The sequence below is a fragment of the Pseudomonas sp. genome, assembly GCF_030150285.1.
GTDB lineage: Bacteria > Pseudomonadota > Gammaproteobacteria > Pseudomonadales > Pseudomonadaceae > Aquipseudomonas.
Genome location: NZ_JASLGE010000029.1, coordinates 39842 through 63844 on the forward strand (window position 1 = coordinate 39842; position 24003 = coordinate 63844).

The 24003-nt window shown below is 58.1% G+C and carries 24 protein-coding genes; 7 read left to right on the forward strand and 17 right to left on the reverse strand.

The features are described 5' to 3' along the window. Positions 1-99: 99 nt before the first annotated feature. Positions 100-1299 carry a hypothetical protein gene (locus Q1W15_RS06130; RefSeq protein WP_300725100.1) on the forward strand — a complete coding sequence of 400 codons (1200 nt, stop codon included), beginning with the start codon at positions 100-102 and terminating at the stop codon, positions 1297-1299. Between the two features lie 51 nt (positions 1300-1350). Here the strand turns inward: Q1W15_RS06130 and Q1W15_RS06135 are convergent, their stop codons facing one another. The 10 genes from Q1W15_RS06135 to ubiE all read right to left on the reverse strand — a co-directional run bounded on the left by Q1W15_RS06135 (position 1351) and on the right by ubiE (position 9585). Next, positions 1351-2919 (reverse strand): methyl-accepting chemotaxis protein, encoded by a 1569-nt coding sequence (locus Q1W15_RS06135; protein WP_300725101.1) that lies wholly within the window; start codon positions 2917-2919, stop codon positions 1351-1353. Between the two features lie 518 nt (positions 2920-3437). Then, positions 3438-4148, reverse strand: a complete 711-nt coding sequence (locus tag Q1W15_RS06140) for a 16S rRNA (uracil(1498)-N(3))-methyltransferase (protein WP_300725103.1) — start codon at positions 4146-4148, stop codon at positions 3438-3440. Then, on the reverse strand, positions 4145-4957 hold the full coding sequence (tatC, locus tag Q1W15_RS06145; RefSeq protein WP_300725105.1) for a twin-arginine translocase subunit TatC: 813 nt from the start codon (positions 4955-4957) through the stop codon (positions 4145-4147). Before tatC ends, Q1W15_RS06140 begins: the two co-directional genes overlap by 4 nt. 4 nt (positions 4958-4961) lie before the next feature. Beyond that, positions 4962-5384 (reverse strand): Sec-independent protein translocase protein TatB, encoded by a 423-nt coding sequence (tatB, locus tag Q1W15_RS06150; RefSeq protein ID WP_300725107.1) that lies wholly within the window; start codon positions 5382-5384, stop codon positions 4962-4964. A gap of 10 nt (positions 5385-5394) precedes the next feature. Next, positions 5395-5676 (reverse strand): twin-arginine translocase TatA/TatE family subunit, encoded by a 282-nt coding sequence (locus Q1W15_RS06155; RefSeq protein ID WP_300725110.1) that lies wholly within the window; start codon positions 5674-5676, stop codon positions 5395-5397. A gap of 24 nt (positions 5677-5700) precedes the next feature. Then, entirely contained in the window at positions 5701-6033 is a 333-nt protein-coding gene (locus Q1W15_RS06160) for a phosphoribosyl-ATP diphosphatase (protein WP_300725112.1), read from the reverse strand. Then, positions 6026-6427: a phosphoribosyl-AMP cyclohydrolase gene (hisI, locus tag Q1W15_RS06165; RefSeq protein WP_300725114.1), complete on the reverse strand. Its 402-nt coding sequence runs from the start codon at positions 6425-6427 to the stop codon at positions 6026-6028. The genes Q1W15_RS06160 and hisI overlap by 8 nt, the downstream gene beginning before the upstream one ends. Before the next feature lie 163 nt (positions 6428-6590). Continuing rightward, complete coding sequence (gene ubiB, locus Q1W15_RS06170; RefSeq protein WP_300725116.1) at positions 6591-8195, reverse strand: ubiquinone biosynthesis regulatory protein kinase UbiB; 1605 nt, start codon at positions 8193-8195, stop codon at positions 6591-6593. Beyond that, positions 8192-8815, reverse strand: coding sequence for an SCP2 sterol-binding domain-containing protein (locus tag Q1W15_RS06175; RefSeq protein ID WP_300725118.1), 624 nt, complete (start codon positions 8813-8815; stop codon positions 8192-8194). Before Q1W15_RS06175 ends, ubiB begins: the two co-directional genes overlap by 4 nt. Further along, positions 8815-9585, reverse strand: coding sequence for a bifunctional demethylmenaquinone methyltransferase/2-methoxy-6-polyprenyl-1,4-benzoquinol methylase UbiE (gene ubiE / locus Q1W15_RS06180; RefSeq protein ID WP_300725120.1), 771 nt, complete (start codon positions 9583-9585; stop codon positions 8815-8817). Before ubiE ends, Q1W15_RS06175 begins: the two co-directional genes overlap by 1 nt. Positions 9586-9727: 142 nt before the next feature. Here ubiE and Q1W15_RS06185 point away from each other — a divergent pair, with 142 nt between their 5' ends. The 3 genes from Q1W15_RS06185 (at position 9728) to Q1W15_RS06195 (ending at position 11434) form a co-directional block, all read left to right on the forward strand. Next, positions 9728-10003 (forward strand): polyhydroxyalkanoic acid system family protein, encoded by a 276-nt coding sequence (locus tag Q1W15_RS06185; RefSeq protein ID WP_300725122.1) that lies wholly within the window; start codon positions 9728-9730, stop codon positions 10001-10003. A 237-nt stretch (positions 10004-10240) separates the two neighbouring features. After that, positions 10241-10558, forward strand: a complete 318-nt coding sequence (locus Q1W15_RS06190; RefSeq protein WP_300725124.1) for a hypothetical protein — start codon at positions 10241-10243, stop codon at positions 10556-10558. 159 nt (positions 10559-10717) lie between these two features. After that, the gene (locus tag Q1W15_RS06195) at positions 10718-11434 is read left to right on the forward strand and encodes a phasin family protein (protein WP_300725126.1); all 717 of its coding nucleotides are present in this window, start codon (positions 10718-10720) and stop codon (positions 11432-11434) included. Positions 11435-11548: 114 nt separating this feature from the next. Here the strand turns inward: Q1W15_RS06195 and Q1W15_RS06200 are convergent, their stop codons facing one another. The 6 genes from Q1W15_RS06200 to Q1W15_RS06225 all read right to left on the reverse strand — a co-directional run bounded on the left by Q1W15_RS06200 (position 11549) and on the right by Q1W15_RS06225 (position 19152). Next, positions 11549-11938, reverse strand: coding sequence for a DUF971 domain-containing protein (locus tag Q1W15_RS06200; protein ID WP_300725128.1), 390 nt, complete (start codon positions 11936-11938; stop codon positions 11549-11551). A 70-nt stretch (positions 11939-12008) separates the two neighbouring features. Continuing rightward, complete coding sequence (hslU, locus tag Q1W15_RS06205) at positions 12009-13343, reverse strand: ATP-dependent protease ATPase subunit HslU (protein ID WP_300725130.1); 1335 nt, start codon at positions 13341-13343, stop codon at positions 12009-12011. Positions 13344-13407: 64 nt separating this feature from the next. Then, positions 13408-13938, reverse strand: coding sequence for an ATP-dependent protease subunit HslV (hslV, locus tag Q1W15_RS06210; protein WP_300725132.1), 531 nt, complete (start codon positions 13936-13938; stop codon positions 13408-13410). Positions 13939-14330: 392 nt separating this feature from the next. Then, complete coding sequence (locus Q1W15_RS06215) at positions 14331-15023, reverse strand: SPOR domain-containing protein (RefSeq protein ID WP_300725134.1); 693 nt, start codon at positions 15021-15023, stop codon at positions 14331-14333. A gap of 1 nt (position 15024) precedes the next feature. After that, a complete protein-coding gene (argS, locus tag Q1W15_RS06220) occupies positions 15025-16761 on the reverse strand; it encodes an arginine--tRNA ligase (RefSeq protein ID WP_300725136.1) in 1737 nt (578 codons plus the stop codon). A gap of 171 nt (positions 16762-16932) precedes the next feature. Further along, the gene (locus tag Q1W15_RS06225; protein ID WP_300725138.1) at positions 16933-19152 is read right to left on the reverse strand and encodes a primosomal protein N'; all 2220 of its coding nucleotides are present in this window, start codon (positions 19150-19152) and stop codon (positions 16933-16935) included. A gap of 218 nt (positions 19153-19370) precedes the next feature. Between Q1W15_RS06225 and rpmE the strand changes: the two genes are divergently transcribed. The 3 genes from rpmE (at position 19371) to Q1W15_RS06240 (ending at position 21879) form a co-directional block, all read left to right on the forward strand. Further along, a complete protein-coding gene (gene rpmE, locus Q1W15_RS06230; RefSeq protein ID WP_300725140.1) occupies positions 19371-19598 on the forward strand; it encodes a 50S ribosomal protein L31 in 228 nt (75 codons plus the stop codon). Between the two features lie 5 nt (positions 19599-19603). Further along, positions 19604-20431: a thermonuclease family protein gene (locus Q1W15_RS06235; protein ID WP_300725144.1), complete on the forward strand. Its 828-nt coding sequence runs from the start codon at positions 19604-19606 to the stop codon at positions 20429-20431. A gap of 179 nt (positions 20432-20610) precedes the next feature. Beyond that, positions 20611-21879 (forward strand): malic enzyme-like NAD(P)-binding protein, encoded by a 1269-nt coding sequence (locus Q1W15_RS06240; protein ID WP_300725167.1) that lies wholly within the window; start codon positions 20611-20613, stop codon positions 21877-21879. A 132-nt stretch (positions 21880-22011) separates the two neighbouring features. Here Q1W15_RS06240 and Q1W15_RS06245 read toward each other — a convergent pair. Next, positions 22012-24003 (reverse strand): penicillin-binding protein 1A (locus Q1W15_RS06245; RefSeq protein ID WP_300725169.1); only part of this gene is annotated, 1992 nt, incomplete at its 5' end.

Sequence of the window (24003 nt, forward strand, 5' to 3'; positions counted from 1 at the left end):
CCTGACAGTTCTGACAGTAGACGTGTATGAGTGGTATGCATTTAATGGCGTGGGTGTTTCGTGTGAGTTCTAAAGACCTTACTCCAGGAATTAATGGCCATGACGTCTCAGCATTCTAGTCGGATAGAGCAAATCACAATTAATGTTCAAGGCATTGTGGAGGGGATATTAGACCCTTATAAACATCAAACCGGAACACGGGTAGATATCACGCTTCAGTCCGAAAAAAGTATTGAAAGTTTGCAGGTAGAGTGGGTGGGGCCTGAGTTGTATGGTGTTGATAAATGGGATTTTAAAAACCCGGAACCTGGCCTGCACACTTGCCCTGTAGGGCCCAAGGTGATCGGTGCTTGCATCGGGCAGAACGTTACCGTACACGCCCGTTTGTCTTTTTTGGATGGCTCCGTTTTTGATGAGTCATTTACATTTACGGTGGGTGTTGTGGCGGCGGAGCATTTGCCAGCCCTTCAAATACCGCAAGCCGAAGCAGGCAACATTCTGTATGTGGACAAAGAGGGTGCCAAGACGTTCTTGATGGAGGCATTTCCCTTTTGGGAGGTGACGTTGGCCTATCCTGTCTGGCTCTACTTGGAGGGCGTTACAGCGGAGGGCCCCACGGGACCTCATGTAATTTGGAGTCCCGTTAGCAGTAAAATTACGCCAACCGAATTTTCGCGCCGAACACTTAAAAAAGACCTTCTACAAGACTACCTGGATAGCTTGGTGACAGGGTCGACGTTAAGTGTGCATTTCCTTATCAACATGCGTGGCGTCAACTCCAGTTTTGATCAACAGTCGTTAGGCTGGGCCATGCCGTTGGGCAAGTTCACGATTGGTCGTCAGTCCGAAGTGATTGAAGAGAAGGAAGACTTTAGTGATTCGACGATAGCACCCTGGATTCTCGGCAGCGCAGGTACGGGGGGGCTGGTAACGGAGGGTGTATTCAGGAAGTACAACCACGCATCGTCTGTGCCTTCAGGCATCGTGTTACAGCGCGAGACGGGAAACTTGAAAGCAGGCCACTATCGTTTTTCATTTAAGGCCCGCAACATTGCAGTCGACAATGCGCCTCTGTCACCCCGGCTAGAAGTGAATTTGGTAGGAAATTCCTTTATTAAAGTAATTCCTGCAACCGAAATAACAAAAGCACAGGGATGGGTAACGCTGTTTGGGGCCTTTGAACTTAAATACCCGCAGAGCCTACCCAATCTAAATATCACCAATACTCAGAACGGTGGAGGTGAGCAGGCTGGAAATGACTTTGAGTTGGATGATTTAATCTTTATCCGACCCAAATAAATTGAGGCCCTGTATAGGGGCGGTGTTGAAGCTCAGCACCGCCCCTATTCGTTAAACCCTGAATCGCCCCACCAACGTCTGCAGGTGCGTGCCCAACCGCGCCAGCTCAATGCTGGACGCCGCTGTCTCCTCACTCGCCGCGGCGGTTTGTTCTGATACATCGCGCACATTCAACACGCTGCGATTGATCTCTTCGGCCACGGTGCTTTGTTGTTCAGCGGCGGCGGCAATTTGCTGGTTCATCCCTTGAATGGCGGACACGGTGCGGGTGATATTGCCCAGCGACTCACCTGCACGGCGTGTGAGCTCAACGCTGTTGTCGGTCAGGGCGCGGCTGTTGTCCATGCTGCTGGACACTTGCAAGGTGCCGCTTTGCAAGCCGGCGATCAGCTCTTCGATCTCTTCGGTAGATTTTTGCGTGCGCTGCGCCAGGCTGCGCACTTCATCGGCCACCACGGCAAAGCCGCGTCCGGCCTCACCGGCGCGTGCCGCTTCGATGGCGGCGTTAAGGGCCAGCAGGTTGGTTTGCTGGGCCACCGATTTGATCACGTCCAGTACGCTGCCAATTTTGTCGCTTTCGCGTTTGAGCAGGCCCATGGCGTCTGTGGAGTGACCGACTTCGATGGCCAGCTTCTCAATCTGCGCAATGGCTTGTGCCACCACTTTGTCCCCCTCGCGGGCCTGCTGGTCAGCGGCGACCGCAGCTTCTGAGGCTTCTTCGGCATTGCGCGCGACTTCCTGCACCGTGGCGGCCATTTCATGCATCGCCGTGGCGACCTGGTCGGTCTCCACCTTCTGGCTGTTAACCCCGGCGCTGGTTTGCTCGGTCACGGCCGACAGTTCCTCGGCGGCACTGGCGAGTTGGGTTACGCCATCGCTGATACCTCCGATGAGCTCACGCAGGTTTTCAGTCATGCGCTGAACGGCAGCTTGCAGTTGGCCTAGCTCGTCCTTGCGATTCACTTGAGTATTTTGGGTCAGGTCACCGGATGCGATGGCTTCAACGGTTCTGAGTGTGCGCTGCAGGGGCGTCACGATTTGGCGGGTAATAAGCCAGGCGGCAATGATGCCCAGTACCAGCGCCAGCACGGTGCAGCTGGCCAGCAGTGTTATGGCTTGCTGGCTATCGTTGTCGCGCCGGGCCAGTTGCAGGGCTGAGAGCTTCTGGCTGAGCTCAATCAGGTGGTTGCCCTGCTGGTGGATGTTGTCCATGGCGTCTGCGCCGGCCTGAGCCGGCTGCAGGCGCTCGGTGAAGCCCTGGCGGTACGCTTGCACGGCATTGAGCTGTTGCTCGATCAGCGCCAGATCTTCGGGCTGTGTCAGCTGTTTGCGGGTCACTTCCAACACGTCGTCCAGCGCAGTCAGTTGATGATTGACTTCGTTCTGGGTGCTGATATTAGGCGTTGTTTCAAACGTCATGCGCGCAATGCGCAGGTCTTTGGTAAGGCCGATGATGGTGGAAATATGGGCCAGCTTATCGCCTCGGTCGATCACAGACACCAAGCCCTTCCAGCCGCTGGCGGCAATGAGTACGGTCAGTACCAGCACCAGGCCAAATCCCAGGCCGAGCTTACGATTAACACTGATATTGGCGAATAGTTGGGCTAGCCAACGGTTCATGATGAGGCTCCTGTATTGACCCGAATCGCAACACGACCCGACGTCCTTTCCCCTTCGACTTGTAAGGGATACAAGGCCATCGGCGTAAGAAGTAAAAACTGTAGTAGGTCAGTTGATTCTTTGATGCGCACCGAAAGGCGTAGGAAGGGCCGATCGCGATCGTTTGATCTTTAAAAGCGCAATGACTGGGGGGGCCTGTAGGAGCGAGCTTGCTCGCGATCTGTTGATCTTTAAACGCTCAATGACGCCGCGCTGTCGTTCAGCAATCCTATCCATTGCTGCGGTCACGGCCACTTGAGGTTGCGGCTTTACGCCGTGTTACCTTGATCGAAAGCCAGATCAAAAGATCACGAGCAAGCTCGTTCCTACAGGTCTTGCTGCGTGGTCCCGCTGCGTAAAACCGGCGCGAGACCCGCGTGGCTCAACGGGCGCGCGTAGGAGCAGCCGGTCGACGCTCGATTGCTCGCGATCTTTTGATCGTTTAAACGATCACGCGCAAGCTCGCGCCAACGAGGGTGTCAGAACAGGCGAGCGAGGAGGGCGGTGACGGCGGTTTCGACTCGCAGGATGCGAGCCCCCAGTTGCACCGGTTGCAGGCCGGCCTTGGCCAGCAGGTCGATCTCATAAGGGATCCAGCCTCCCTCAGGGCCAATTGCCAGCGTTACGGCCTGGTCAAGGCCGCGAGGGCACGCCGGGTAGTCGCCGGGGTGACCAACCAGCCCCAGGGTGCCATCCGCCAGCGCCTCAAGGCGGTCTTCGACAAACGGTTTGAAGCGTTTTTCGATGATGATCTCGGGCAGGACGCTATCACGGGCCTGTTCCAGGCCAAGAATCAATTGCTCGCGGATTGCCTCGGGCTCCAGGAACGGGGTTTGCCAGAAGCTTTTCTCAACGCGGTAACTGTTCACCAGAATGACTGTCGGCACGCCCATTGAGGCCACGGTTTGCAGCACCCGGCGCAGCATTTTTGGGCGCGGTAGGGCCAGCAACAACGTCAGCGGCAGTTTATCGGGTGGCGGCTGGTCAAGGGTGTGGATCACCAACTCGGCCTCTTTGGCTTCCAGGCGCACCAGTTCAGCGCTGCCCATCAGCCCGCCAATCCGGCCCACCCGCAGGTTGTCGCCGACAGCGGCGCGGTGCACATCCTGCATATGCGTCAGGCGCCGATCGCGCAGAATCACGCGGTCGGCGGCAATGAAGTCTGCCTCTTCGAGGAGCAGCAGGTTCACGCTTGCGGCGCTGGCGGTTGGGCGCTGTTGTCACCGTCAGCCGGTTCGTCGTCAGGTTGGCCGCGACGTTTGCTGATCAGGCTGCCAAATAGAATGCCGATTTCGAACAGCATCCACATGGGGATGGCCAACAGAGTCTGCGAGAAAATGTCCGGCGGGGTCAGAATCATGCCGACCACGAAGCAACCGATAATCACGTAAGGGCGGATCTTGCGCAGGTAAGCGACATCGACAATGCCGATCCACACCAGCAGCACCACGGCCACCGGGATTTCAAACGCCACACCGAACGCAAAGAACAGTGTCATCACGAAATCAAGGTAGTTGCTGATGTCGGTCATCATGGCCACGCCTTCCGGGGTGGCGGCGGCGAAGAACTTGAACACCAGCGGAAACACCAGAAAGTAGGCGAAGGCCATGCCCGCGTAGAACAGGAAGATGCTGGAGACCAGCAGCGGCACAGCGATGCGCTTTTCGTGTTTATACAGACCAGGTGCGATAAAGCCCCAGATTTGATGCAGGATCACCGGGATCGCAATGAACAGCGAGACCATCATGGTCAGTTTGAGCGGCGTGAGAAACGGCGCGGCCACATCGGTGGCGATCATCGTGGTCCCGGCCGGCAGATGCTCGCGCAGAGGCGTGGACACCAGGGTGTAGATCTGCTGCGTGAAGGCGAACAAGCCGATGAAAATCAGAAAAATGGCCGCAATGCAGCGCAACAAACGAGTGCGCAACTCGGTCAGGTGCGAAACCAGAGGCATGGGCTGGTCGTCTTCAGGCTTTTCGTTTCTGGTGTGGTCGCTCATGCGCTTAAGGGGCTCGCGGTGGCAGGGTTGGGTCGTGTGGCGCTGCCGTTTGAGGCGCAGTGTCGATGTCGGTCTTGCCGGCGCTGTCAGGTGCAGGGCTGGCAGGTTCGGCGATAGCGGGTTCGCCCTCTACACGCACGGCCGGCGGTTCGGCCGGTGTGAGCGGCTTAATCGCATCGTGCAAGGGGGCCATGATTTTCTTGGCTTCCTCCTCCATCGACAGGATGTGCTCGTTGTGCAGTTGCCGACGAATTTCATCGGCACCGATTTCACGTTCAACTTCCTGTTTGATCGCGTTAAAGCTGCGTTTCAAGCGCCCGATCCATAGACCTGCGGTACGCGCCGCCCCCGGCAAGCGCTCGGGGCCGAGCACCAGCAGGGCCACGAGGCCCACGAGCAGCAGTTCACCTAAGCTGATACCGAACATTGGTTTTGGCTCACACGTCTTTGCGGGTCGGCTCTTCGACTTTTTGTGCCTGCACGTCGATGGTGTGCGGCTCCTTGAGGGTCGAAGCGGTCTGTGGCGGCACCGGTGCAGCGGTCGGTTGAGCAGGCGGAACCACTGGTTCGGCAGGCTTTTCGTCGTCGTTCATGGCTTTGCGAAAGCCCTTGATCGATTCACCGACATCCGTGCCCAGGTTCTTGAGTTTCTTGGTGCCGAAAACCAGTACCACAACTACTAGAATGACGACCCAGTGTTTCCAGTCAAAAATGCCCATGCTCTGTTCCTTTGATAAAGAGGGTTAGGTGGATGGCCGGGAAGCCTTTTCCACGTGGCCGGAGGTACCGATGCGGCGCTCCAGTTCATCCAGCACAGCCTGAGGGTGCTGGCCCAGTTGGGCGAGCATGATCATGCTGTGGAACCACAAATCGGCAGTCTCATAAATAACATCACTGCAGTCACCGCTGACGGCGGCGTCCTTGGCGGCAATGATGGTTTCGACCGCTTCTTCTCCAACTTTTTCCAGAATCTTGTTCAAGCCTTTTTCATACAGGCTCGCGACATAAGATTTTTCAGTCGTGGCGTTTTTACGCGCCTCAATCACTTGGGCAACGCGGCTCAAGGTATCAGTCATGGGGGTGCCCTGCGTGATAAATGGCGTTTGGATCTTTTAATACCGGATCGACCGTGTTCCAGCCCGCATTGTCGTAAACCCGGTAAAAGCAGCTTTGACGGCCGGTATGGCAAGCGATATCGCCTATTTGCTCGACCATCAGGATGATGACGTCGGCGTCGCAGTCCAGGCGCATTTCATGCAGTTGCTGTATATGGCCCGACTCTTCGCCCTTGCGCCACAATTTGCCACGCGAACGTGACCAGTAAATGGCGCGGTTCTCGGCAGCGGTGAGGCTCAGTGCTTCACGGTTCATCCAGGCCATCATCAGGACGCGCCCTGTTTTGTAGTCTTGGGCAATGGCCGGCACCAGGCCATCGTTGTCCCATTTGATCTCGTCCAGCCAGTCTTTCATGTTCGACTCCGACAGCGGGCCCGAGGCGTTTGGCCCGGACCTGGCGATTTCACAGTTTGCCAGCCTCACCTGAGAGTGGCTAGAACTCCTGTAGGCACGATCTGTTGATGCTGTGGCTAAAAACCCAAAGATCGCGAGCAACCCGCGTCTACAACGCGTGCAGCTACCGCCGCACGATCAGATACAAGCCTACAGCCAGCATGATTCCGGCGGGCCAATAGCCCAAGCCCTGCAGCGAGCCGACACTGGCCAGCAAGGCCCCGGCGGCCAAATGCCCTGCCCCCAGCAGGCGCAGGAACCAGCTGTCCCTCGGTTCGCGGATGACCAGCTTCTGGTTTTTGACGTGAGGTTGCGACAGGCGCTCCAGCAGGTCGCGGGTCATGCCAGCCAGGTGCGGGATTTGCTCAACTTGGCTGTGCAGGTTTTTCAGCAGGGTTTTGGGGCTGACGCGTTCACGCATCCAGCGCTCAAGAAACGGCTGCGCGGTGCTCCACAGGTCCAGGTCGGGGTAAAGCTGACGCCCCAGGCCCTCAATGTTGAGCAAGGTTTTTTGCAACAGCACCAGTTGCGGCTGAACTTCCATGTTGAAGCGCCGCGCGGTCTGGAACAGGCGCATCAGCACTTGGCCGAAGGAAATTTCTTTTAGTGGCTTTTCGAAAATCGGCTCGCAGACGGTGCGGATGGCGGCCTCGAATTCGTTGAGTTTGGTGTGCGCAGGCACCCAGCCCGAATCAATGTGCAACTGTGCCACGCGGCGGTAATCGCGTTTGAAGAAGGCAAACAGGTTACGGGCCAGATAGTCCTGATCTTCAGGGGTCAGGCTGCCGACAATACCGCAGTCGATGGCGATGTATTGCGGGCTCCACGGGCTGACCGTGCTGACGAAAATATTGCCCGGGTGCATGTCGGCGTGGAAAAAACTGTCGCGGAACACTTGGGTAAAGAAAATTTCAACCCCGCGCTCGGCCAGCAGTTTCATGTCGGTGCGCTGATCGGCCAGGGTCGCCAGGTCAGTGACCTGCACCCCGTAGATGCGCTCCATCACCAATACTTTCGGGCGGCACCAGTCCCAGTAAATCTGTGGCACGTACAGCAGTGGCGAACCTTCAAAGTTGCGCTTGAGCTGGCTGGCATTCGCGGCCTCGCGCAGCAGGTCGAGTTCGTCGTAGATGGTTTTTTCGTAGTCGGTGACCACATCCACCGGGTGCAGCAGGCGGGCATCGGCGCTCAGGCGCTCGGCGGTTCTGGCCAGAATGAACAGCCAAGCCAAGTCTGAACCGATAATGGGTTTCAGGCCCGGGCGAACCACCTTAACCACCACTTCTTCGCCGGTTTTGAGTTTGGCCGAATGAACCTGAGCCACCGAGGCTGATGCCAGAGGGTCGATGTCAAAGCGGCTGAACACCTCACTGATTTTGGCACCCAGTTGCTCCTCAATCAGCTTGACCGCCAATTGCGGGTCGAAGGGCGGGACACGGTCTTGCAACAGCATCAACTCATCGGCAATGTCGGCAGGTAGCAAGTCGCGACGCGTTGAGAGAATTTGCCCGAACTTGATAAAGATCGGCCCCAAATCCTGCAGCGCCAGGCGCAGGGCCGCGCCTCGGCTCAGTTCGAGTTTTTTGCGCGGAAACCAGCGCCAGGGCAGTGCATAGCGCAGTGACAGCATCCACCACGGCAACGGCAGGGCGAACAGCAAGTCGTCGAGTCGATAGCGAATGACGACGCGCTGGATGCGAAACAAACGGCGGATGGCAAGCAGCTTCATGCGTTATCGCTGGAATTAAGGGACCGCGTCAGGCGCTCAACGCGCGCCTCAAGGCGATCCAGGTCGAGTTTGAGTTGGTCCAGCTCGGCAAAGCGCGCTTGCGCTTCACGTTCGCCGACCAACGTGCGGGCTTCTTCGCTCAGGTATTCGGCCAGGTTCTGATTGAGGCTGGCGAACCCCTCCTGATACCAATTGGCGCGGCTGCGCAGGTGACCAGCGATCAAGGCGGTGGCGACCGGCCCGATCCAGCGCGAGAGTTCGTACTGCCAGTCCAGCTCCAGGTCCTGCAGCACGGCGGCCAGTGCCATCAGGGCGGCGCTGTCGCCTTCAAGCTCAACATCGGGGCCGTGCAAAAGAGCGCTTTTGTCTTTGCTGAGGGCCAAGCGCATCAAGCTGGACGCCGGCGCGCGCAACGTGCAGTCGGGGCTGGCTTCCCAATGGGCTGCCAGCAGCAGGCCTTCGTCGCTGGGCAGAATAAACAGCCGCAGCGCCGGGCTTGCGCACTCGACCGCAATCACCTTGCCGGTCAGGGGCTGCAAGCGGGACAGCGCCGTGCTGTCCAGGCGCAAGACCCGGTTAACGCCGCTTTCGACGCTGGCGAGAAGACCGCGCCGCCACATCAGGGTTTGATGCCGCGGTGCAGCGCGACGATGCCTGAGGTCATGTTGTGATAAGTCACGCGGTCAAAACCGGCTTCGACCATCATCGACTTCAGAGTTTCCTGGTTGGGGTGCATGCGGATCGACTCCGCCAGGTAGCGATAGCTCTCCGGGTCGTTGAGGATCAGCTTGCCGACCATTGGCATAAAGGCGAACGAGTAGGCATCGTAGACCTTGGACATCACAGGGTTGGTGGGCTTGGAGAACTCCAGCACCAGCAGCCGGCCACCTGGCTTGAGCACGCGCAGCATGGAGCGCAGGGCGTCTTCCTTGTGCGTCACGTTGCGCAGACCGAACGCGATGGTGACGCAATCGAAGTGGTTGTCCGGGAACGGCAGCTTTTCAGCGTCGGCCTGAACGAATTCGATATTGCCCGCTACACCTTTGTCCAGCAGGCGGTCACGGCCGACCTTGAGCATCGAGGCGTTGATGTCCGCCAGCACGACTTGGCCGGTCGGGCCCACCAGATGCGAGAACTTGCGGGCCAGGTCGCCGGTACCGCCCGCGATGTCCAGCACCTTGTTGCCCGGGCGTACGCCCGACAGTTCGATGGTGAAACGCTTCCACAGGCGGTGCATGCCGCCTGACAAAACGTCGTTCATCAGGTCATATTTTCCGGCTACGGAGTGGAAAACCTCGGCGACTTTTTCCGCCTTTTGGCTTTCCGGGACGTTTTTGAAGCCGAAGTGAGTGGTGGGTTCGGCATCACTGCCTTTGCGCTGATCAGTCATATCGCTGTCACCAAAAGAGAATGCTGGCCATTCTAATCCCGGTGGCCTGCTTTGTCTTGGCCGGGGCGGTTAACGTTTGATTGGGGTCATGGTGTGCGGCTGCCGGGTATAGTGGTGCATTAACTGATTCGGGAGTGAACTCATGGCGCGTATCCGCGTAGAACGTACCCATAACCTGGGGATTGAAGCGGCCCGCGAGAAGGCTCAACCCTTGGTCGAAAAGTTGCAGGAGCGCTATGGCCTGACCCCTACGTGGGCAGGCGACACCGTTAAATTGAAGCGCTCGGGTGTGACGGGCACCCTGGAAATCGGGGAAACGAGCGTTAAGGTTGACGTGGAACTGGGCCTGTTGATGTCAGCGATGAGCGGTATGATCGAGTCCGAGATCAAGCGCTCCCTGGATAAAGCGTTGAGTTAATGGCTGACGTGCAAGCGGGGTCTGTTTCTGTAGGGCATCGTCAGGGTTAATAGATGGTTTGGGTGGGAAAACGCTTTGCGGTGAAGGGCATTACTGATAATTGAGCGTGGGATTGCCTTTTTAACCGTTGTTTTACAGGTGCATAGTGGTACGAAGCATGTTGAAGGGCTCAATGGCCAACGCCTGAAGTCGAACTACTGTTTTTACAGGAACGTTCAACTAAACAAGGAGTTAACAATGCCTTCGTATCAATTCACTGTTGTGCACACCCCGTTGGTCGACCACGAAGTTGTCCTCAAGCAAGCACGGCACGTGCTCGACCATTTCATTTCCACGCGTGAACATCTTGTTTATTCAGAAAGTATCAAGGATGAGGCGACGACTGAATTTTCCATCAGCGACAAAGACGGTGCGGGTACAGGCAAGTTCTTTGTGATGCACAACAGTGCACTGTTTATGCTCTATGGCCCGCATGCGGCGGATGATGCATGGACGGCCGAGAGCGATGTGGTCGAACTGATGGAAAGTGCGTTCCCGGGTTCGCGCATGACGTGAAGGCATGCAGTCAGTATCAAAGTGCCCTTAGGCCCTTCAACTGCGCTTGAAACTCCGTCGTTTAGCGTCTAAACCTCAATGCAGGTGAGCACTTTGTTCATCTTGATGATTCGACGATCTTGCTCACTGACGTCGCGACTTAACATTGAGGGGAACACGATGGCTGCTAAAAAACCGACTGCACCTGTAAAGGAAAACAATTCTTGGGCGGGTAAGGTTGAAGAGTATTCACGCAAGATCTGGCTGGCCGGTTTGGGTGTGTACTCAAAGATCGACACAGACGGTAGCAAGCTGTTCGACAGCCTGGTCAAAGAAGGCGAGAAAGCCGAGAAACTGACCAAGGCCTCTGCCCCTAAAACCACCAAAAGCTCTGCACGCAGCAAGGTTGAAGATGTAAAAGAGTTGGCCATCGGCAAGTGGGAGGAGTTTGAGGAAGCCTTCGACAAGAGGCTCAATAGCGCCATTTCACGATTGGGCGTACCGAGCCGCGATGAGGTCAAAGCGTTGCACGCCAAGGTCGAGACATTGACCAAGCATATTGAAAAACTGACGGCAGCAGCGGCCAAAGTGACTGCCAGCAAAGTGGTGGCAGCTAACAAGGCTGCACCTGCCAAGCCGGCTGCCAAACCCGTAGTCGCCAAACCGGCTGTAAAAGCGGCTGCCAAACCTGCTGTTAAAGCGACCGCCAAACCTGCGATCAAGCCCGCCGTTAAACCGGCTGTTGCCAGTAAACCCGTTGTAAAACCGGTAAGTGAAAACAAACCTGCGGCGGCCAAGCCCACAGCGGCAAAACCAGCGGTTAAAAAAGCACCAGCGGTTAAAAAACCAGTCGCAGCCAAACCAGCGGCCACCTTGGAAGACAAACCTGCGATTTAAGGTGTGTTGATCGCTCAGTAGTTGCTGCCGCAGGCTGCGATAGGCCACCCACAACAAGTGTGGCGCTTATCGCAACCTGCGGCAGCGACTACAAGCGTTGCGTGATGGCTGAAGTTACAGCATCAATTTGACGATGGACTCAGAAGGGTCTCGGGACTTCCCGGCTTTTTTCAGCTCAAGCAGGTAGTCGGCCCACAGGTCGTCCTGGCGTACCCCAAGCTGGTAGAGGTATTCCCAGGTAAATAACCCGCTGTCGTGGCCATCATCGAACGTTAGCTTCAACGCGTATTGGCCGGCAGGTTCGATCTTGCTGAGGCCTACGTTGATTTTACCCACCTGCAAAATGGGATTGCCATGGCCCTGCACCTCGGCTGAGGGAGAGTGCACGCGCAAAAATTCGGCAGGCAAGTGAAACTCTTCGCCGGAGCCGTATTTGAGGGTGAGTGTTTTTGTGGCTTTGTGCAGGTTGATGGCGCTGGGGATTGGCGCTCGGCTTGAACTCATGGGCGAAACCTTTATGTCGTCATACACGCTGTAGCCGCCGTTTGTGCTGACGGCTACAGGTGATTATGGCTTACAAGATATAGCGCGAGAGGTCTTCGTTCTCGGCCAGTTCGCCCAAATGGCTGTTGACGTATTCGGCGTCAATACGAATCGGCTCGTCTTTCTGAGCGCTGGCGATGTCACCGGCACTGAACGACACCTCTTCGAGCAAGCGTTCCAGCAGTGTGTGCAAACGACGAGCGCCGATGTTTTCGGTTTTCTCGTTCACCTGCCAGGCGATTTCTGCCAGGCGCTTGATGCCTTCGGGCATGAACTCGATGTTCAGGCCTTCGGTTTTCAGCAACTCACGGTATTGCTCGGTCAGTGAGGCATGCGGCTCGCTCAGAATACGTTCGAAGTCGCCGGGCGTCAGTGCCTTGAGTTCAACGCGGATCGGCAGACGACCTTGCAGCTCTGGGACCAGATCGCTTGGCTTGCTCAGGTGGAAGGCACCGGAGGCGATAAACAGGATGTGGTCGGTTTTGACCATGCCCAGCTTGGTGTTGACGGTGCAGCCTTCGATCAAGGGCAGCAGGTCGCGCTGAACGCCTTCGCGGGATACATCCGCACCGCCGACGTTGCCGCGTTTGGCAACTTTGTCGATTTCGTCGATGAAAACAATGCCGTGTTGTTCAACGGCCTCCAGGGCCTTGGCCTTGAGTTCCTCGTCGTTGACCAGGCGGCCGGCTTCTTCGTCGCGCACCATTTTCAGGGCTTCTTTGACTTTCAGCTTACGGCTCTTGCGCTTGCCTTTGCCCATGTTGGCAAACAGGCTTTGCAACTGGTTGGTCATTTCTTCCATGCCAGGTGGCGCGGAAATATCGACCCCGACCGCGTCGGCGACTTCGATCTCGATTTCTTTGTCATCCAGCTGACCTTCACGCAGGCGTTTGCGGAACAGCTGGCGGGTGTTGGAGTCCTGAGGGGCGGCGGCTTCTTCGCCAAACGTGCGGGCAGGCGGCAACAGTGCGTCAAGAATACGCTCTTCAGCCGCATCTTCGGCACGGTGGCGGACCTTGACGATTTCCTGCTCGCGCAGCAGTTTGATTGCCGCATCGGCCAAATCACGAATGATCGATTCAACGTCACGGCCTACATAGCCCACTTCAGTGAACTTGGTGGCTTCAACCTTGATGAACGGTGCGTTGGCCAGTTTGGCCAGGCGACGTGCGATTTCGGTTTTGCCGACACCGGTCGGGCCGATCATCAGAATATTCTTGGGCGTTACTTCAGCGCGCAACTCTGCGGGCAGTTGCATACGGCGCCAGCGGTTACGCAGCGCGATGGCGACAGCGCGTTTGGCATCGTCCTGGCCGATGATATGGCGGTTGAGTTCGTGGACGATTTCGCGGGGAGTCATGGACATAATAGTTGGCGTTCCTCAAGCAGAATGAAGGGGCACACACGGGCCGGCGGGCCCGGCAGGTGGCTTATTCAGCGAGGTCCTGCTCCTCAATAGTGATGTTGTGGTTGGTGAATACACAGATATCGCCGGCAATGCCGAGGGCGGTTTCGGCGATTTCACGAGCCGACAGCTCGGTTTTCATCAGCAGGGCACGGGCTGCAGCCTGGGCGAATGCACCGCCTGAGCCCATCGCAATCAAGCCATCTTCGGGCTCAACCACGTCACCGTTGCCGGTAATGATCAGAGAGGCGTCCTTGTTGGCAACGGCCAGCATGGCTTCCAGGCGACTCAGTGAGCGATCGGTACGCCATTCTTTGGCCAACTCGACTGCGGCACGAATCAAATGGCCTTGATGTTTCTCTAGCTGGCCTTCAAAACGTTCGAACAAGGTAAATGCATCAGCGGTGGCACCGGCAAACCCGGCAATGACCTGGCCGTGGTAGAGGCGGCGGACTTTTTTCGCATTGCCTTTCATCACGGTGTTGCCAAGAGAAACCTGGCCGTCGCCAGCCATGACGACTTTGCCGTGACGGCGTACTGAAACGATGGTGGTCAAGGGAAGAGTCTCCACGCAGCGGGGCGAAAATGCCTGATGGAAATACATATGGGGGTTGTCGCGCAATTTTCAACAGCGGGGAGGGAATGTGGATGAATGGAGCGAGAGAGGTGCAAGGCATCATCAGCCCGCGAGCTCTTGCTCGCGATCTTTTGATCTTTAAAAGCGCAATGACGCCGCACTGTCGGGCCGCAACCCTATCCATTGCTGCGGTAACGGCCACACAAGGTTCCGGCTTTATGCCGTATTACTTTGAAAAGCTGTAGAGAGCAGGCACATGGTTGACGGGGCACTTAGATCAAAAGATCACGAGCAAGCTCGTTCCCACAGGCTTTTTCATCCGTAGGAGCGAGCGTGCTCGCGATCTTTTAACATCAGCCGATCACGAGCCCTCAGCGTCGCTGTTGCAGCAACAGGTTATTGAACCCACCGCCTGCCAATTGCTTTTGGGCAACCGTCAGTTGGTCACGGTTGCTGAACGGGCCGACGAGTACTCGGTACCAGGTTTCATCCTTTACCGTGCCGGCTTCAACCGTGGCGGTTTGGCCCAGCAAGAGGATTTGTGCACGCACACGCTCTGCATCAGCCTGCTTGCGGAACGAACCTGCCTGCAGGAAGAAACGGGTGACAGGCGCTGCTTTGACCACTGGCGGTGCAGGCGGAGGCGTCAGCCCATTCAGTGCAGCCTGGGCCCGCACCGTGTCGATTTTGGCTGCTTCGGCCGGTGTCACCGGGGCCAGCGGCGCGGTTTGCGGTGTCGGCGGGGTTTTTTCCGGTACGGCTTCAGGCGGCACGATCACTTCAGACTCGGGCAGCAAGGTGTAGAAGTCATACTTGGGCTTGGCGACCTGTGTCGGGCTCGGTGGCGTTTTATTGGCCTCGGCAATTTGCGACGCTTTCTGTTGTTCTTGCTTCACCCGTTTGACGTCATCGCCTTTACCGGGTTCGAGCTTCATCAGGAACACGATAAAAGCACCCACGGTCAAGCCGATTGCCATCCACAGCCAGCCAGGAATCGGCTTTTTGGCAGGTGCCTGATAGCGGCTGGCACCGCGCTTGGGGGCAGGTTTTTTCTTGGCGGCCAACTTACATGCGCTCCAGAGTTTCCAGGCCCAGCAGTTCCAGACCTTGCTTGAGGGTGCGACCCGCCAGGGCGGCCAGACGCAAGCGGCTTTGCTTTTGTGCTTCGTCTTCTGCCGACAGGATCGGGCAGTTTTCGTAGAAGCTGGAGAACAGCCCAGCCACTTCGTACAGGTACGTGCACAGGGTGTGCGGCGTGCCTTTTTCGGCGACGTTGTTCAATACTTCACCGAACTGCGCCAATTTGGCAGCCAATTCCTGTTCTTGAGGTGCCGCGAGAACGATTTTGCCCTGCACTTCGTCGAAATTTTTTCCCAGTTTGCGGAACACGCCCGCCACACGGGTATAGGCATACAGCAGGTAAGGCGCGGTATTGCCTTCAAAGTTCAACATCTGATCGAAGTTGAAGCTGTAATCGCTGGTGCGATGTTTGGACAGGTCGGCGTATTTCACGGCACCAATCCCCACCACTTTGGCGATTGCACGCAAGTCGTCTTCGGCCAGCTCCGGGTTTTTCTCTTTAACCAGGGTGTAGGCGCGTTCTTTGGCTTCGTTGAGCAGGTCGATCAGTTTGACTGTACCGCCGTCACGGGTTTTGAAAGGCCGGCCGTCAGCACCGTTCATGGTGCCAAAACCCATGTGTTCCATTTCCATCGGGTGGGTAATGAACCCGGCCTTGCGCGCTACGGCGAACACTTGTTGGAAGTGCAGGGCCTGGCGCTGGTCGACGAAGTACAGCGCGCGGTCGGCTTTGAGTACGCCGCTGCGGTAGCGAACAGCGGCCAAGTCGGTGGTGGCATACAGATAGCCGCCATCGGCCTTGACGATAATGACCGGTAACGGCTCGCCTTCAGCATTCTTGAACTCGTCGAGGAACACGCATTGAGCGCCGTTGCTCTCGACCAGCATGCCCTTGGCCTTGAGGTCGTTAACGACGTTGATCAGGTCGTCGTTGTAGGCACTCTCGCCCATCACATCGGCCATGGTCAGCTTGACGTTCAATTGCTCGTAAATTTTCTGACAGTGCGACAGGGAGATGTCTTTGAACTTTGTCCACAGGGCCAGGCAGTCCGGGTCACCTGCTTGCAGTTTGACCACCAGGCTGCGGGCGCGATCAGCGAACTCGGGCGACTCGTCAAAGCGCTTTTTGGCGGCGCGGTAGAAGTTCTCGAGATCAGACAGCTCGTTGCTGGTGATCGGGTTTTCTTCCAGATAGGCCATCAGCATGCCGAACTGCGTGCCCCAGTCGCCTACGTGGTTTTGACGAATCACCTCGTCACCCAAGAACTCCAGAACACGGGCGACGCCGTCGCCAATGATGGTGGAGCGCAAGTGGCCCACGTGCATTTCTTTGGCAAGGTTGGGCGCTGACAGGTCAATGACGGTACGCAGCGCCGGGCCTGCTTTACGCACGCCAATTTTCTCGTCGGCCAGTGCGGCGTCCAGACGCGATGCCAGGGCCTGGGTGTTCTGGAAGAAATTCAGAAACCCGGGGCCTGCGATCTCGGTTTTGCTGATCTGCTCGTCGGCGGGCAGGGCAGCGATGATTTTCTCTGCCAGATCGCGAGGTTTCATGCCCGCAGGCTTGGCCAGCATCATGGCAATGTTGCTGGCGAAGTCACCGTGGGTTTTGTCACGGGCGTTTTCCACCTGAATCGCTGGCGTCAGGCCTTCAGGCAACACACCTTCTGTAACGAGTTGAGTGAGGGCTTGTTGAATCAGCTGGCGAATGGTGTCTTTCATGGTCTTCTCTTCAACCGCAAGCGCGGCAGCGCTTGAGTGCGCAGGTGGAAAAACTGGGTATTGTCTGCTAACGGAGCGGCAAGCTTCAAGCCTTAAGCTACAAGCTGCAAGCCGCGTGAAGTTGTAATGCTTTTACTTACCGCTCGAAGCTTACCGCTTGCCGCTGCTCCCCTAATATAGATCGACCGGATCTACGTCCAGTGACCAACGGACTTGCCTGGCGCTGGGCATGTGTTCAAGGATCAGCAGCCACTGGCTGAGCAATCGGTGCAACGGCGCGCGGGCGTTGGCCTGCAAGAGCAATTGGGCGCGGTAGCGGCCGGCGCGGCGCTCCATCGGGGCGGGCACAGGGCCGAGCAATTCGATGCCACCCAGGTTCAGTTCGGCCAGCAAGCGCTCGGCTTCGCTGCAGGCTTCATCCAGAAAGCTTTCAGCTTGCCCCGGTTTGTGGGCTTCAGCCCGTAGCAGGGCTAAATGCGCAAAAGGCGGCAGCCCCGCCGCCCGACGTTCGCTCAAGGCCTGTTCGGCAAAAGCAAAATAGCCTTGCTCGGTGAGTTGGATCAGCAGCGGGTGATCGGCCAAATGCGTCTGGATAATCACTTTGCCCGGCTCTTCGGCCCGCCCGGCCCGCCCGGCGACCTGAACGATCAATTGGGCCATGCGTTCGCTGGCGCGGAAGTCGCCGGAGAATAGCCCGCCGTCTGCGTCCAGGATCGACACCAGCGTGACGCGAGGAAAGTGATGGCCTTTGGCGAGCATTTGCGTGCCGATCAAAATGCACGGTTTGCCCTTTTGGATCGTGGCAAACAGTTGATTCATCGCGTCCTTGCGCGACGTGCTGTCACGGTCGACGCGCAGCACCGGGTAATCCGGGAACAAAATGCCCAGCCGTTCTTCAGCTCTTTCGGTGCCCGCGCCCACGGGTCGCAAGTCCACTTTCTGACATTGCGGGCAGTTACGCGGGACACGCTCGACATAGCCACAATGATGGCAGCGTAATTCGCCAGAGCGTTGATGAACGGTCATGCGCGCATCGCAACGTTGGCATTCGGACATCCAGCCGCAGTCATGGCACAGCAGTGTGGGCGCAAAGCCGCGGCGGTTAAGGAACACCAGCACCTGCTGGCCCGCCGCCAGGGTTTGGCCAATGGCTTGTTGCATCGGCCCGGAAATGCCGCTGTCCAGTGGTCGGCTTTTGACGTCGAGGCGCAGGAAACGCGGCTGCTTGGCCCCGCCAGCGCGCTCATTCAGGCGCAGTAAGCCATACCGGCCGGTGTAGGCGTTATGCAGGCTTTCGAGTGAGGGGGTGGCGGAGCCGAGCACAATCGGGATGTTTTCTTGCCGGGCGCGGACCAGTGCCAGGTCCCGTGCGTGATAACGCAGGCCTTCCTGTTGTTTATAAGAGCCGTCGTGCTCTTCGTCGATGATGATCAGCCCAGGGTTTTTCATCGGTGTGAACAGTGCTGAACGGGTGCCAATAATGATGTCAGCTTCGCCATCGCGGGCGGCGAGCCAGCTTTCAAGGCGCTCGCGGTCGTTGACGCCCGAGTGCACCAGCGCGATGCGGGCATTGAAGCGTTGTTCGAACCGAGCGAGGGTTTGCGGCCCAAGGTTGATCTCGGGGATCAACACCAGCGCCTGTTTGCCCGCCTGAAGTGTTTGGCGGATCAGTTGCAAATACACTTCGGTCTTGCCGCTGCCTGTCACGCCGGCCAGCAAAAAGGCATGGAAGCTGTCGAATCCGGCGTTAATGGCTTCATAGGCGGCGCGTTGTTCGCTATTGAGCGGCAGTTCGGGCTGTGCCAGCCAATGATCGTGACGCTCGGCAGGTGCATGGCGGCGGACTTCAACGGTCACTAACTCTTTAGCCAGCAGCAGGTCGAGGCTGTCCTTGTTCAGCATCAGTTTGCTGAGCAAGGTATGCGCCACGCCGTGGGGGTGTTGAGCGAGCGTGGCGAGCGCTTCGCGCTGGCGTGGGGCGCGGGCAATGCGTGGATCGTCAAGGCGGGCACCGGGGGCGGCTTGCCAAAAACGCTCCTGTCGCGCTTCGGCCAACTCCCCCTGACGCAGCAACACTGGCAAAGCCCAGCTCAGGGTGTCGCCCAGGCTGTGCTGGTAATACTGCGAGGTCCACAGGCACAGCTTGAACAGAGAGGGGGGCAGCGGCGCTGTGGCGTCCAGCAGCGCAATGGCCGGCTTGAGCTTGTCAGCCGGGACTTCGCTGTGATCGACGACCTCGACCAAAATGCCGATCATTTCGCGCCGACCGAACGGTACCCGCAAACGCATGCCTGGCTCTAATTGGCTGCGCCGTACGCCCGCCGGGGCCCGGTAATCAAACAGGCGGCGCAGGGGTGAAGGCAGGGCAAGGCGCAAAATGGCGTCGGGCACGCGGGGCTCTCAAGTGATGAACGGCAAAGATGGCCTGGAGCCTAGCAGACAAAGCTGTTTGGGCCCAAAAGCAGGAGCCACGAGTCGCGAACGAACTTATAGGGAGCATGAATGGCCGCTTGCGTCAATGCAAAGGTCTGGTATTATCTGCCCCCTAAATTTACGTGCGGTATTCAACAATGGTGTTGAGTGGCGGCACGCTAGCCTGAGGAATACCCATGAAAGCCGATATCCATCCAGCGTACGAAGTCATCCAGGTAACTTGCAGCTGCGGCAACAAGTTCGAAACCCGTTCGAACCTGTGCAAGCCACTGGGCACTGACGTATGCAACGAGTGCCACCCGTTCTACACCGGCAAGCAGAAAACTCTGGACGTTGGCGGTCGTGTTGATCGTTTCAAAACTCGCTTCGGTGCTTTCGGCGCTACGAAGAAAGCGGCCGAGTAAGGCCTATGATCTTGGGCAGGCTTTCTGGTCTGGCCGGGTTATTGAAAAAGGCGTCCCTTGTGGGCGCCTTTTTTGTGCCTGCGATTTGGTTGTCGAGTGCTCAGGCCGAGGTGCTGTGCCCGGCAACGGGGCCGGTGTCTTTTGTGCAGGTAGAGCGTGTGTCCGATGGCGATACCTTGCGTTTGAAGGATGGGCGCAGTGTGCGGATGATCGGCCTCAATGCACCGGAAACGGGTAAGAAGGGCCAGGCAGATGAGCCTTTCGCTGTAGCGGCTCGTCAGCGCCTGCACGACCTTGTAGCGCGCAGTGAGGGGCGTATCGGGTTGTTGCCGGGCAAACAACCTCAGGACCGTTATGGGCGCACGCTGGCCTACGTGTTCGGGGCAGATGGCAGTAACTTTGAGGCGCAATTGCTGGCTGACGGTCTGGCTTATCAAGTGGCAATTGCGCCAAACGTAGCGTTGCTCGGTTGTCAGCAAGCGGCCGAACAACGGGCCCGATCAGCCGGTCTCGGGCTGTGGCGGCAGTCGCCGGTGCAGCCCCCGCAGCGTATCAGCCGTTCCGGCTTTGCGGTGGTGGGCGGTAAGGTCACTCAGGTTCAGCGCAATCGCGGTGGGGTCTGGATCGATCTGGAAGGCGGTTTGGTGTTGCGCATTGAACCCAATCAACTGGCCTCTTTTGATCGAAAACAGCTCGATCACCTTCAGGGCTCTCGGGTGGAGGCGCGTGGCTGGGTGTTGGACCGGTCGAAACGAGGGGGGTTGAAGTCAGGGCAGGCTCGCTGGATGTTGCCATTGACGCATTCGGGCATGTTAAAAGTCTTTCCTCGCTAAAATTGTAGACAATTTTGGTGATCATTGTGAACACTGAAACCCTTGTGCGATGCGCCTCTTGGCCCAAAGTCGTAGGGTAAAGCCCTTGACACTGCTGACTGGTCAGTCTTGTCGGGACTTTGCGACACGCGTATGCTCGGCGATCCGTCTGTCCAACAGTAAAAAAGCGGAATGCCCCTATGTCTGATTTAAAAACCGCCGCTCTCGAATATCATGCCCAGCCCCGCCCAGGGAAACTGAGCGTCGAGCTGACCAAACCTACTGCGACTGCCCGCGACCTCGCGTTGGCATACAGCCCGGGTGTCGCCGAGCCAGTGCGTGAAATTGCCCGCGATCCTGAGCTGGCTTACAAGTACACCGGCAAGGGCAACCTGGTCGCTGTTATTTCTGATGGCACCGCTATTCTGGGTCTGGGTAACCTCGGCCCATTGGCCTCCAAACCTGTGATGGAAGGCAAGGGCGTGCTGTTCAAGCGCTTCGCCGGTATCGATGTTTTTGACATCGAAGTCGATTCCGAGAGCCCACAGGCTTTCATCGACACGGTTAAACGTATCTCCATTACCTTCGGCGGCATCAACCTCGAAGACATCAAGGCACCTGAGTGCTTTGAGATCGAACGTGCTCTGATCGAGCAGTGCGATATTCCCGTATTCCACGATGACCAGCACGGTACGGCCATTGTGACCGCTGCCGGTATGATCAACGCCTTGGAAATCGCCGGTAAAACCTTGGCCGATGCCAAGATCGTTTGCCTGGGTGCTGGTGCAGCTGCCATCTCCTGCATGAAACTGCTGGTGAGCATGGGTGCGGCCATCGAGAACATCTTCATGGTTGACCGTACCGGTGTGATCCACTCCGGCCGTGATGACTTGAACCAGTACAAGGCGGTGTTTGCTCACGCAACCGAAAAACGCTCCCTGGCAGATGCCCTGGAAGGCGCTGACGTATTTGTCGGCCTGTCCGGTCCAAACCTGCTGAGCGCTGAAGGCCTGAAGTCGATGGCGGCCAACCCGATCGTGTTCGCGTGCTCCAACCCGGACCCGGAAATCGCGCCGGAACTGGCTCACGCCACCCGTGACGACGTGATCATGGCAACGGGCCGTTCGGACTACCCGAACCAGGTCAACAACGTCCTGGGCTTCCCGTTCATCTTCCGGGGTGCATTGGACGTTCGTGCCAAGCGTATCAACGAGGAAATGAAAATCGCAGCGGCCAATGCACTGCGTGAACTGGCCAAGCTGCCAGTGCCACAAGAAGTGTGCGACGCCTACGGTGGCATCAAGCTGGAATTCGGTCGTGAGTACATCATCCCGAAACCCATGGATGCTCGCCTGATCACCGTGATCTCCGATGCTGTGGCCAAAGCCGCCATCGAAACCGGTGTTGCAACCCTGCCGTACCCGAAGAACTACCCGCTCAAAAGCGTGGATGACGTGTTTAACGGCTAAGCCCGTACTGCGTTAACCAAAAACCCCGAAGCCTAAAGGCCTCGGGGTTTTTTGTTTGTCGCTGAGAATGGGTGTCGGCGGTAGCCTGAAGGGCGGGCAACACGCGGCACCGCCGCGAGTTACGCGTATTGGCTAGAACAGGTCGATCGGCGCTCCGTCATCTGCCGGTAGCGGGCTGCCCGGCGCTGTGCTGTTGCCCAGCTCACTGTTGGTCGGAGGCGTGTCTTCGCTCTTGAACAGTTCAAAGTAGGCACCCGGTGTACCCGGTGAGGCGATACGGCCACTGATCGGGTCGATCCGAAGGCTGAGGATGCCTTCCGGTTCTGCCTGGGTGTGTGCCGGTTTGCCTTTGAGGGCTCCCCCCATGTAGGTCATCCAGATCGGCAGGGCCACGGTACCGCCGTATTCGCGACGGCCCAGGCTTTCGGGCTGGTCGAAGCCGGTCCATACGGTTGTCACGTAATCAGCGTTGTAACCGGAGAACCACGCGTCTTTCGATTCGTTGGTGGTACCGGTCTTGCCGGCCAGGTCGGTGCGGCCCAGTGCCAAAGCGCGACGGCCTGTGCCCAGCTTGATAACGTCTTGCAGCATGCTGGTGAGGATGTAGGTGGTGCGCCCGTCGACAATGCGCTCGGCCACTGCCTGGGTTTGGGTCGTTGGCAGGCCGGGTGCGGCACCGAAGGTGTCGATGGTTAACGCTTCGGCTTCTGGCGGCACATCTTTACTGGCGGCCTTGGGCACGCTGGGCGGGTTGGCCACGAACAGAGTGTCTCCGTTGCGGCTCTCGATCTTGTCGATCAGGTACGGGGAAACCTTATAGCCGCCATTGGCGAATGCGCTCCAGCCGGTAGCGATCTCCATGGGGGTCAGTGTGGCAGTGCCCAGCGCCAGGGACAGGTTGCGCGGCAGGTCCTGCTTGTTGAAGCCGAACTTGCTGATGTAGTCGATGGTGCGGTCCACGCCCGTGCTTTGCAGCAGGCGGATCGACACCAGGTTACGCGACTTGTACAGCGCTTCACGCAGGCGAATCGGACCCAGGAACGTGTTGGTGTCGTTCTTCGGACGCCAGACCTTGTCCAGGTATTCGTCGACGAACACGATAGGTGCGTCGTTCACCAGGCTGGCCGGGGTGTAGCCGTTATCCAGGGCCGCGCTATAGATGAACGGCTTGAAGCTGGAGCCGGGCTGGCGCTTGGCCTGCATCGCACGGTTGTAATTGCTCTGCTCGAAGGCGAAGCCGCCCACCAGGGCGCGGATCGCACCGTTCTGCGGGTCCAGCGTCACCAGGGCGCCCTGGGCGACCGGGATCTGGCTGAACTTCAACGAGTTGTCCGCCTGGCGCTGCACGCGGATCAGGTCGCCGACCTGGGCCACGTCCGCCGGTTGGCGCGGGACCGGGCCCATGCTGTTGGTATTGAGGAACGGCCGGGCCCATTTCATGCTGTCCCAGGCCACATGTTCTTCGCCGTTGCGGGTCAGCACCTGGAGGCCATTCTTCTCTACCAGGGTGACGATCGCCGGTTCCAGGCCGCTGATGGTCCGCTGCTTGGTCAGTTCGCTGGCCCAGGCCGCCTGGGTCTTGCCTGGCAGGCGCGATTCCGGGCCGCGATAGCCGTGGCGCTGGTCGTAGGTCATCAGGCCTTCATGGACCGCGGTGTTGGCCATTTCCTGCAGATCGCTGGGCACCGTGGTGGTGACCCGGAAACCTTCGGTGTAGGCATCGCTGCCATAGCGGCCGACCATTTCGGCCCGGGCCATCTCGGCGATGTACGGGGCGTTCACTTCCGGAGTCGGTACGTGATAGCTGGCGTTCAACGGTTCGTTGATTGCCTCGGTGTAGGCCGCTTCGGTGATCTTGCCGAGCTTGTACATGCGCCCCAGGATCCAGTCGCGACGTTCCTTGCTGCGTGCCGGGTTGGCCAGGGGGTTGAAGCGCGAAGGCGCCTTGGGCAGGCCGGCGATCATCGCCATCTGCGCCAGGCTCACGTCACGGATGGACTTGCCGTAATACACCTGGGCCGCTGCCTCGATTCCGTAGGCACGGTTGCCCAGGTAGATCTTGTTGACGTACAGCTCGAGGATCTCGTCCTTGGTCAGCTGGCGTTCGATCTGCAGGGCCAGCAG

What these genes read in the sequence shown, in the direction of transcription:
- Q1W15_RS06130 (WP_300725100.1), top strand. Translation starts at nt 100, where the DNA reads ATGACGTCTCAGCATTCTAGTCGGATAGAGCAAATCACAATTAATGTT.
- Q1W15_RS06135 (WP_300725101.1), bottom strand. Translation starts at nt 2,919, where the DNA reads ATGAACCGTTGGCTAGCCCAACTATTCGCCAATATCAGTGTTAATCGT.
- tatC (WP_300725105.1), bottom strand. Translation starts at nt 4,957, where the DNA reads ATGAGCGACCACACCAGAAACGAAAAGCCTGAAGACGACCAGCCCATG.
- tatB (WP_300725107.1), bottom strand. Translation starts at nt 5,384, where the DNA reads ATGTTCGGTATCAGCTTAGGTGAACTGCTGCTCGTGGGCCTCGTGGCC.
- Q1W15_RS06155 (WP_300725110.1), bottom strand. Translation starts at nt 5,676, where the DNA reads ATGGGCATTTTTGACTGGAAACACTGGGTCGTCATTCTAGTAGTTGTG.
- Q1W15_RS06160 (WP_300725112.1), bottom strand. Translation starts at nt 6,033, where the DNA reads ATGACTGATACCTTGAGCCGCGTTGCCCAAGTGATTGAGGCGCGTAAA.
- hisI (WP_300725114.1), bottom strand. Translation starts at nt 6,427, where the DNA reads ATGAAAGACTGGCTGGACGAGATCAAATGGGACAACGATGGCCTGGTG.
- ubiB (WP_300725116.1), bottom strand. Translation starts at nt 8,195, where the DNA reads ATGAAGCTGCTTGCCATCCGCCGTTTGTTTCGCATCCAGCGCGTCGTC.
- Q1W15_RS06175 (WP_300725118.1), bottom strand. Translation starts at nt 8,815, where the DNA reads ATGTGGCGGCGCGGTCTTCTCGCCAGCGTCGAAAGCGGCGTTAACCGG.
- ubiE (WP_300725120.1), bottom strand. Translation starts at nt 9,585, where the DNA reads ATGACTGATCAGCGCAAAGGCAGTGATGCCGAACCCACCACTCACTTC.
- Q1W15_RS06185 (WP_300725122.1), top strand. Translation starts at nt 9,728, where the DNA reads ATGGCGCGTATCCGCGTAGAACGTACCCATAACCTGGGGATTGAAGCG.
- Q1W15_RS06190 (WP_300725124.1), top strand. Translation starts at nt 10,241, where the DNA reads ATGCCTTCGTATCAATTCACTGTTGTGCACACCCCGTTGGTCGACCAC.
- Q1W15_RS06195 (WP_300725126.1), top strand. Translation starts at nt 10,718, where the DNA reads ATGGCTGCTAAAAAACCGACTGCACCTGTAAAGGAAAACAATTCTTGG.
- Q1W15_RS06200 (WP_300725128.1), bottom strand. Translation starts at nt 11,938, where the DNA reads ATGAGTTCAAGCCGAGCGCCAATCCCCAGCGCCATCAACCTGCACAAA.
- hslU (WP_300725130.1), bottom strand. Translation starts at nt 13,343, where the DNA reads ATGTCCATGACTCCCCGCGAAATCGTCCACGAACTCAACCGCCATATC.
- argS (WP_300725136.1), bottom strand. Translation starts at nt 16,761, where the DNA reads ATGAAAGACACCATTCGCCAGCTGATTCAACAAGCCCTCACTCAACTC.
- rpmE (WP_300725140.1), top strand. Translation starts at nt 19,371, where the DNA reads ATGAAAGCCGATATCCATCCAGCGTACGAAGTCATCCAGGTAACTTGC.
- Q1W15_RS06235 (WP_300725144.1), top strand. Translation starts at nt 19,604, where the DNA reads ATGATCTTGGGCAGGCTTTCTGGTCTGGCCGGGTTATTGAAAAAGGCG.
- Q1W15_RS06240 (WP_300725167.1), top strand. Translation starts at nt 20,611, where the DNA reads ATGTCTGATTTAAAAACCGCCGCTCTCGAATATCATGCCCAGCCCCGC.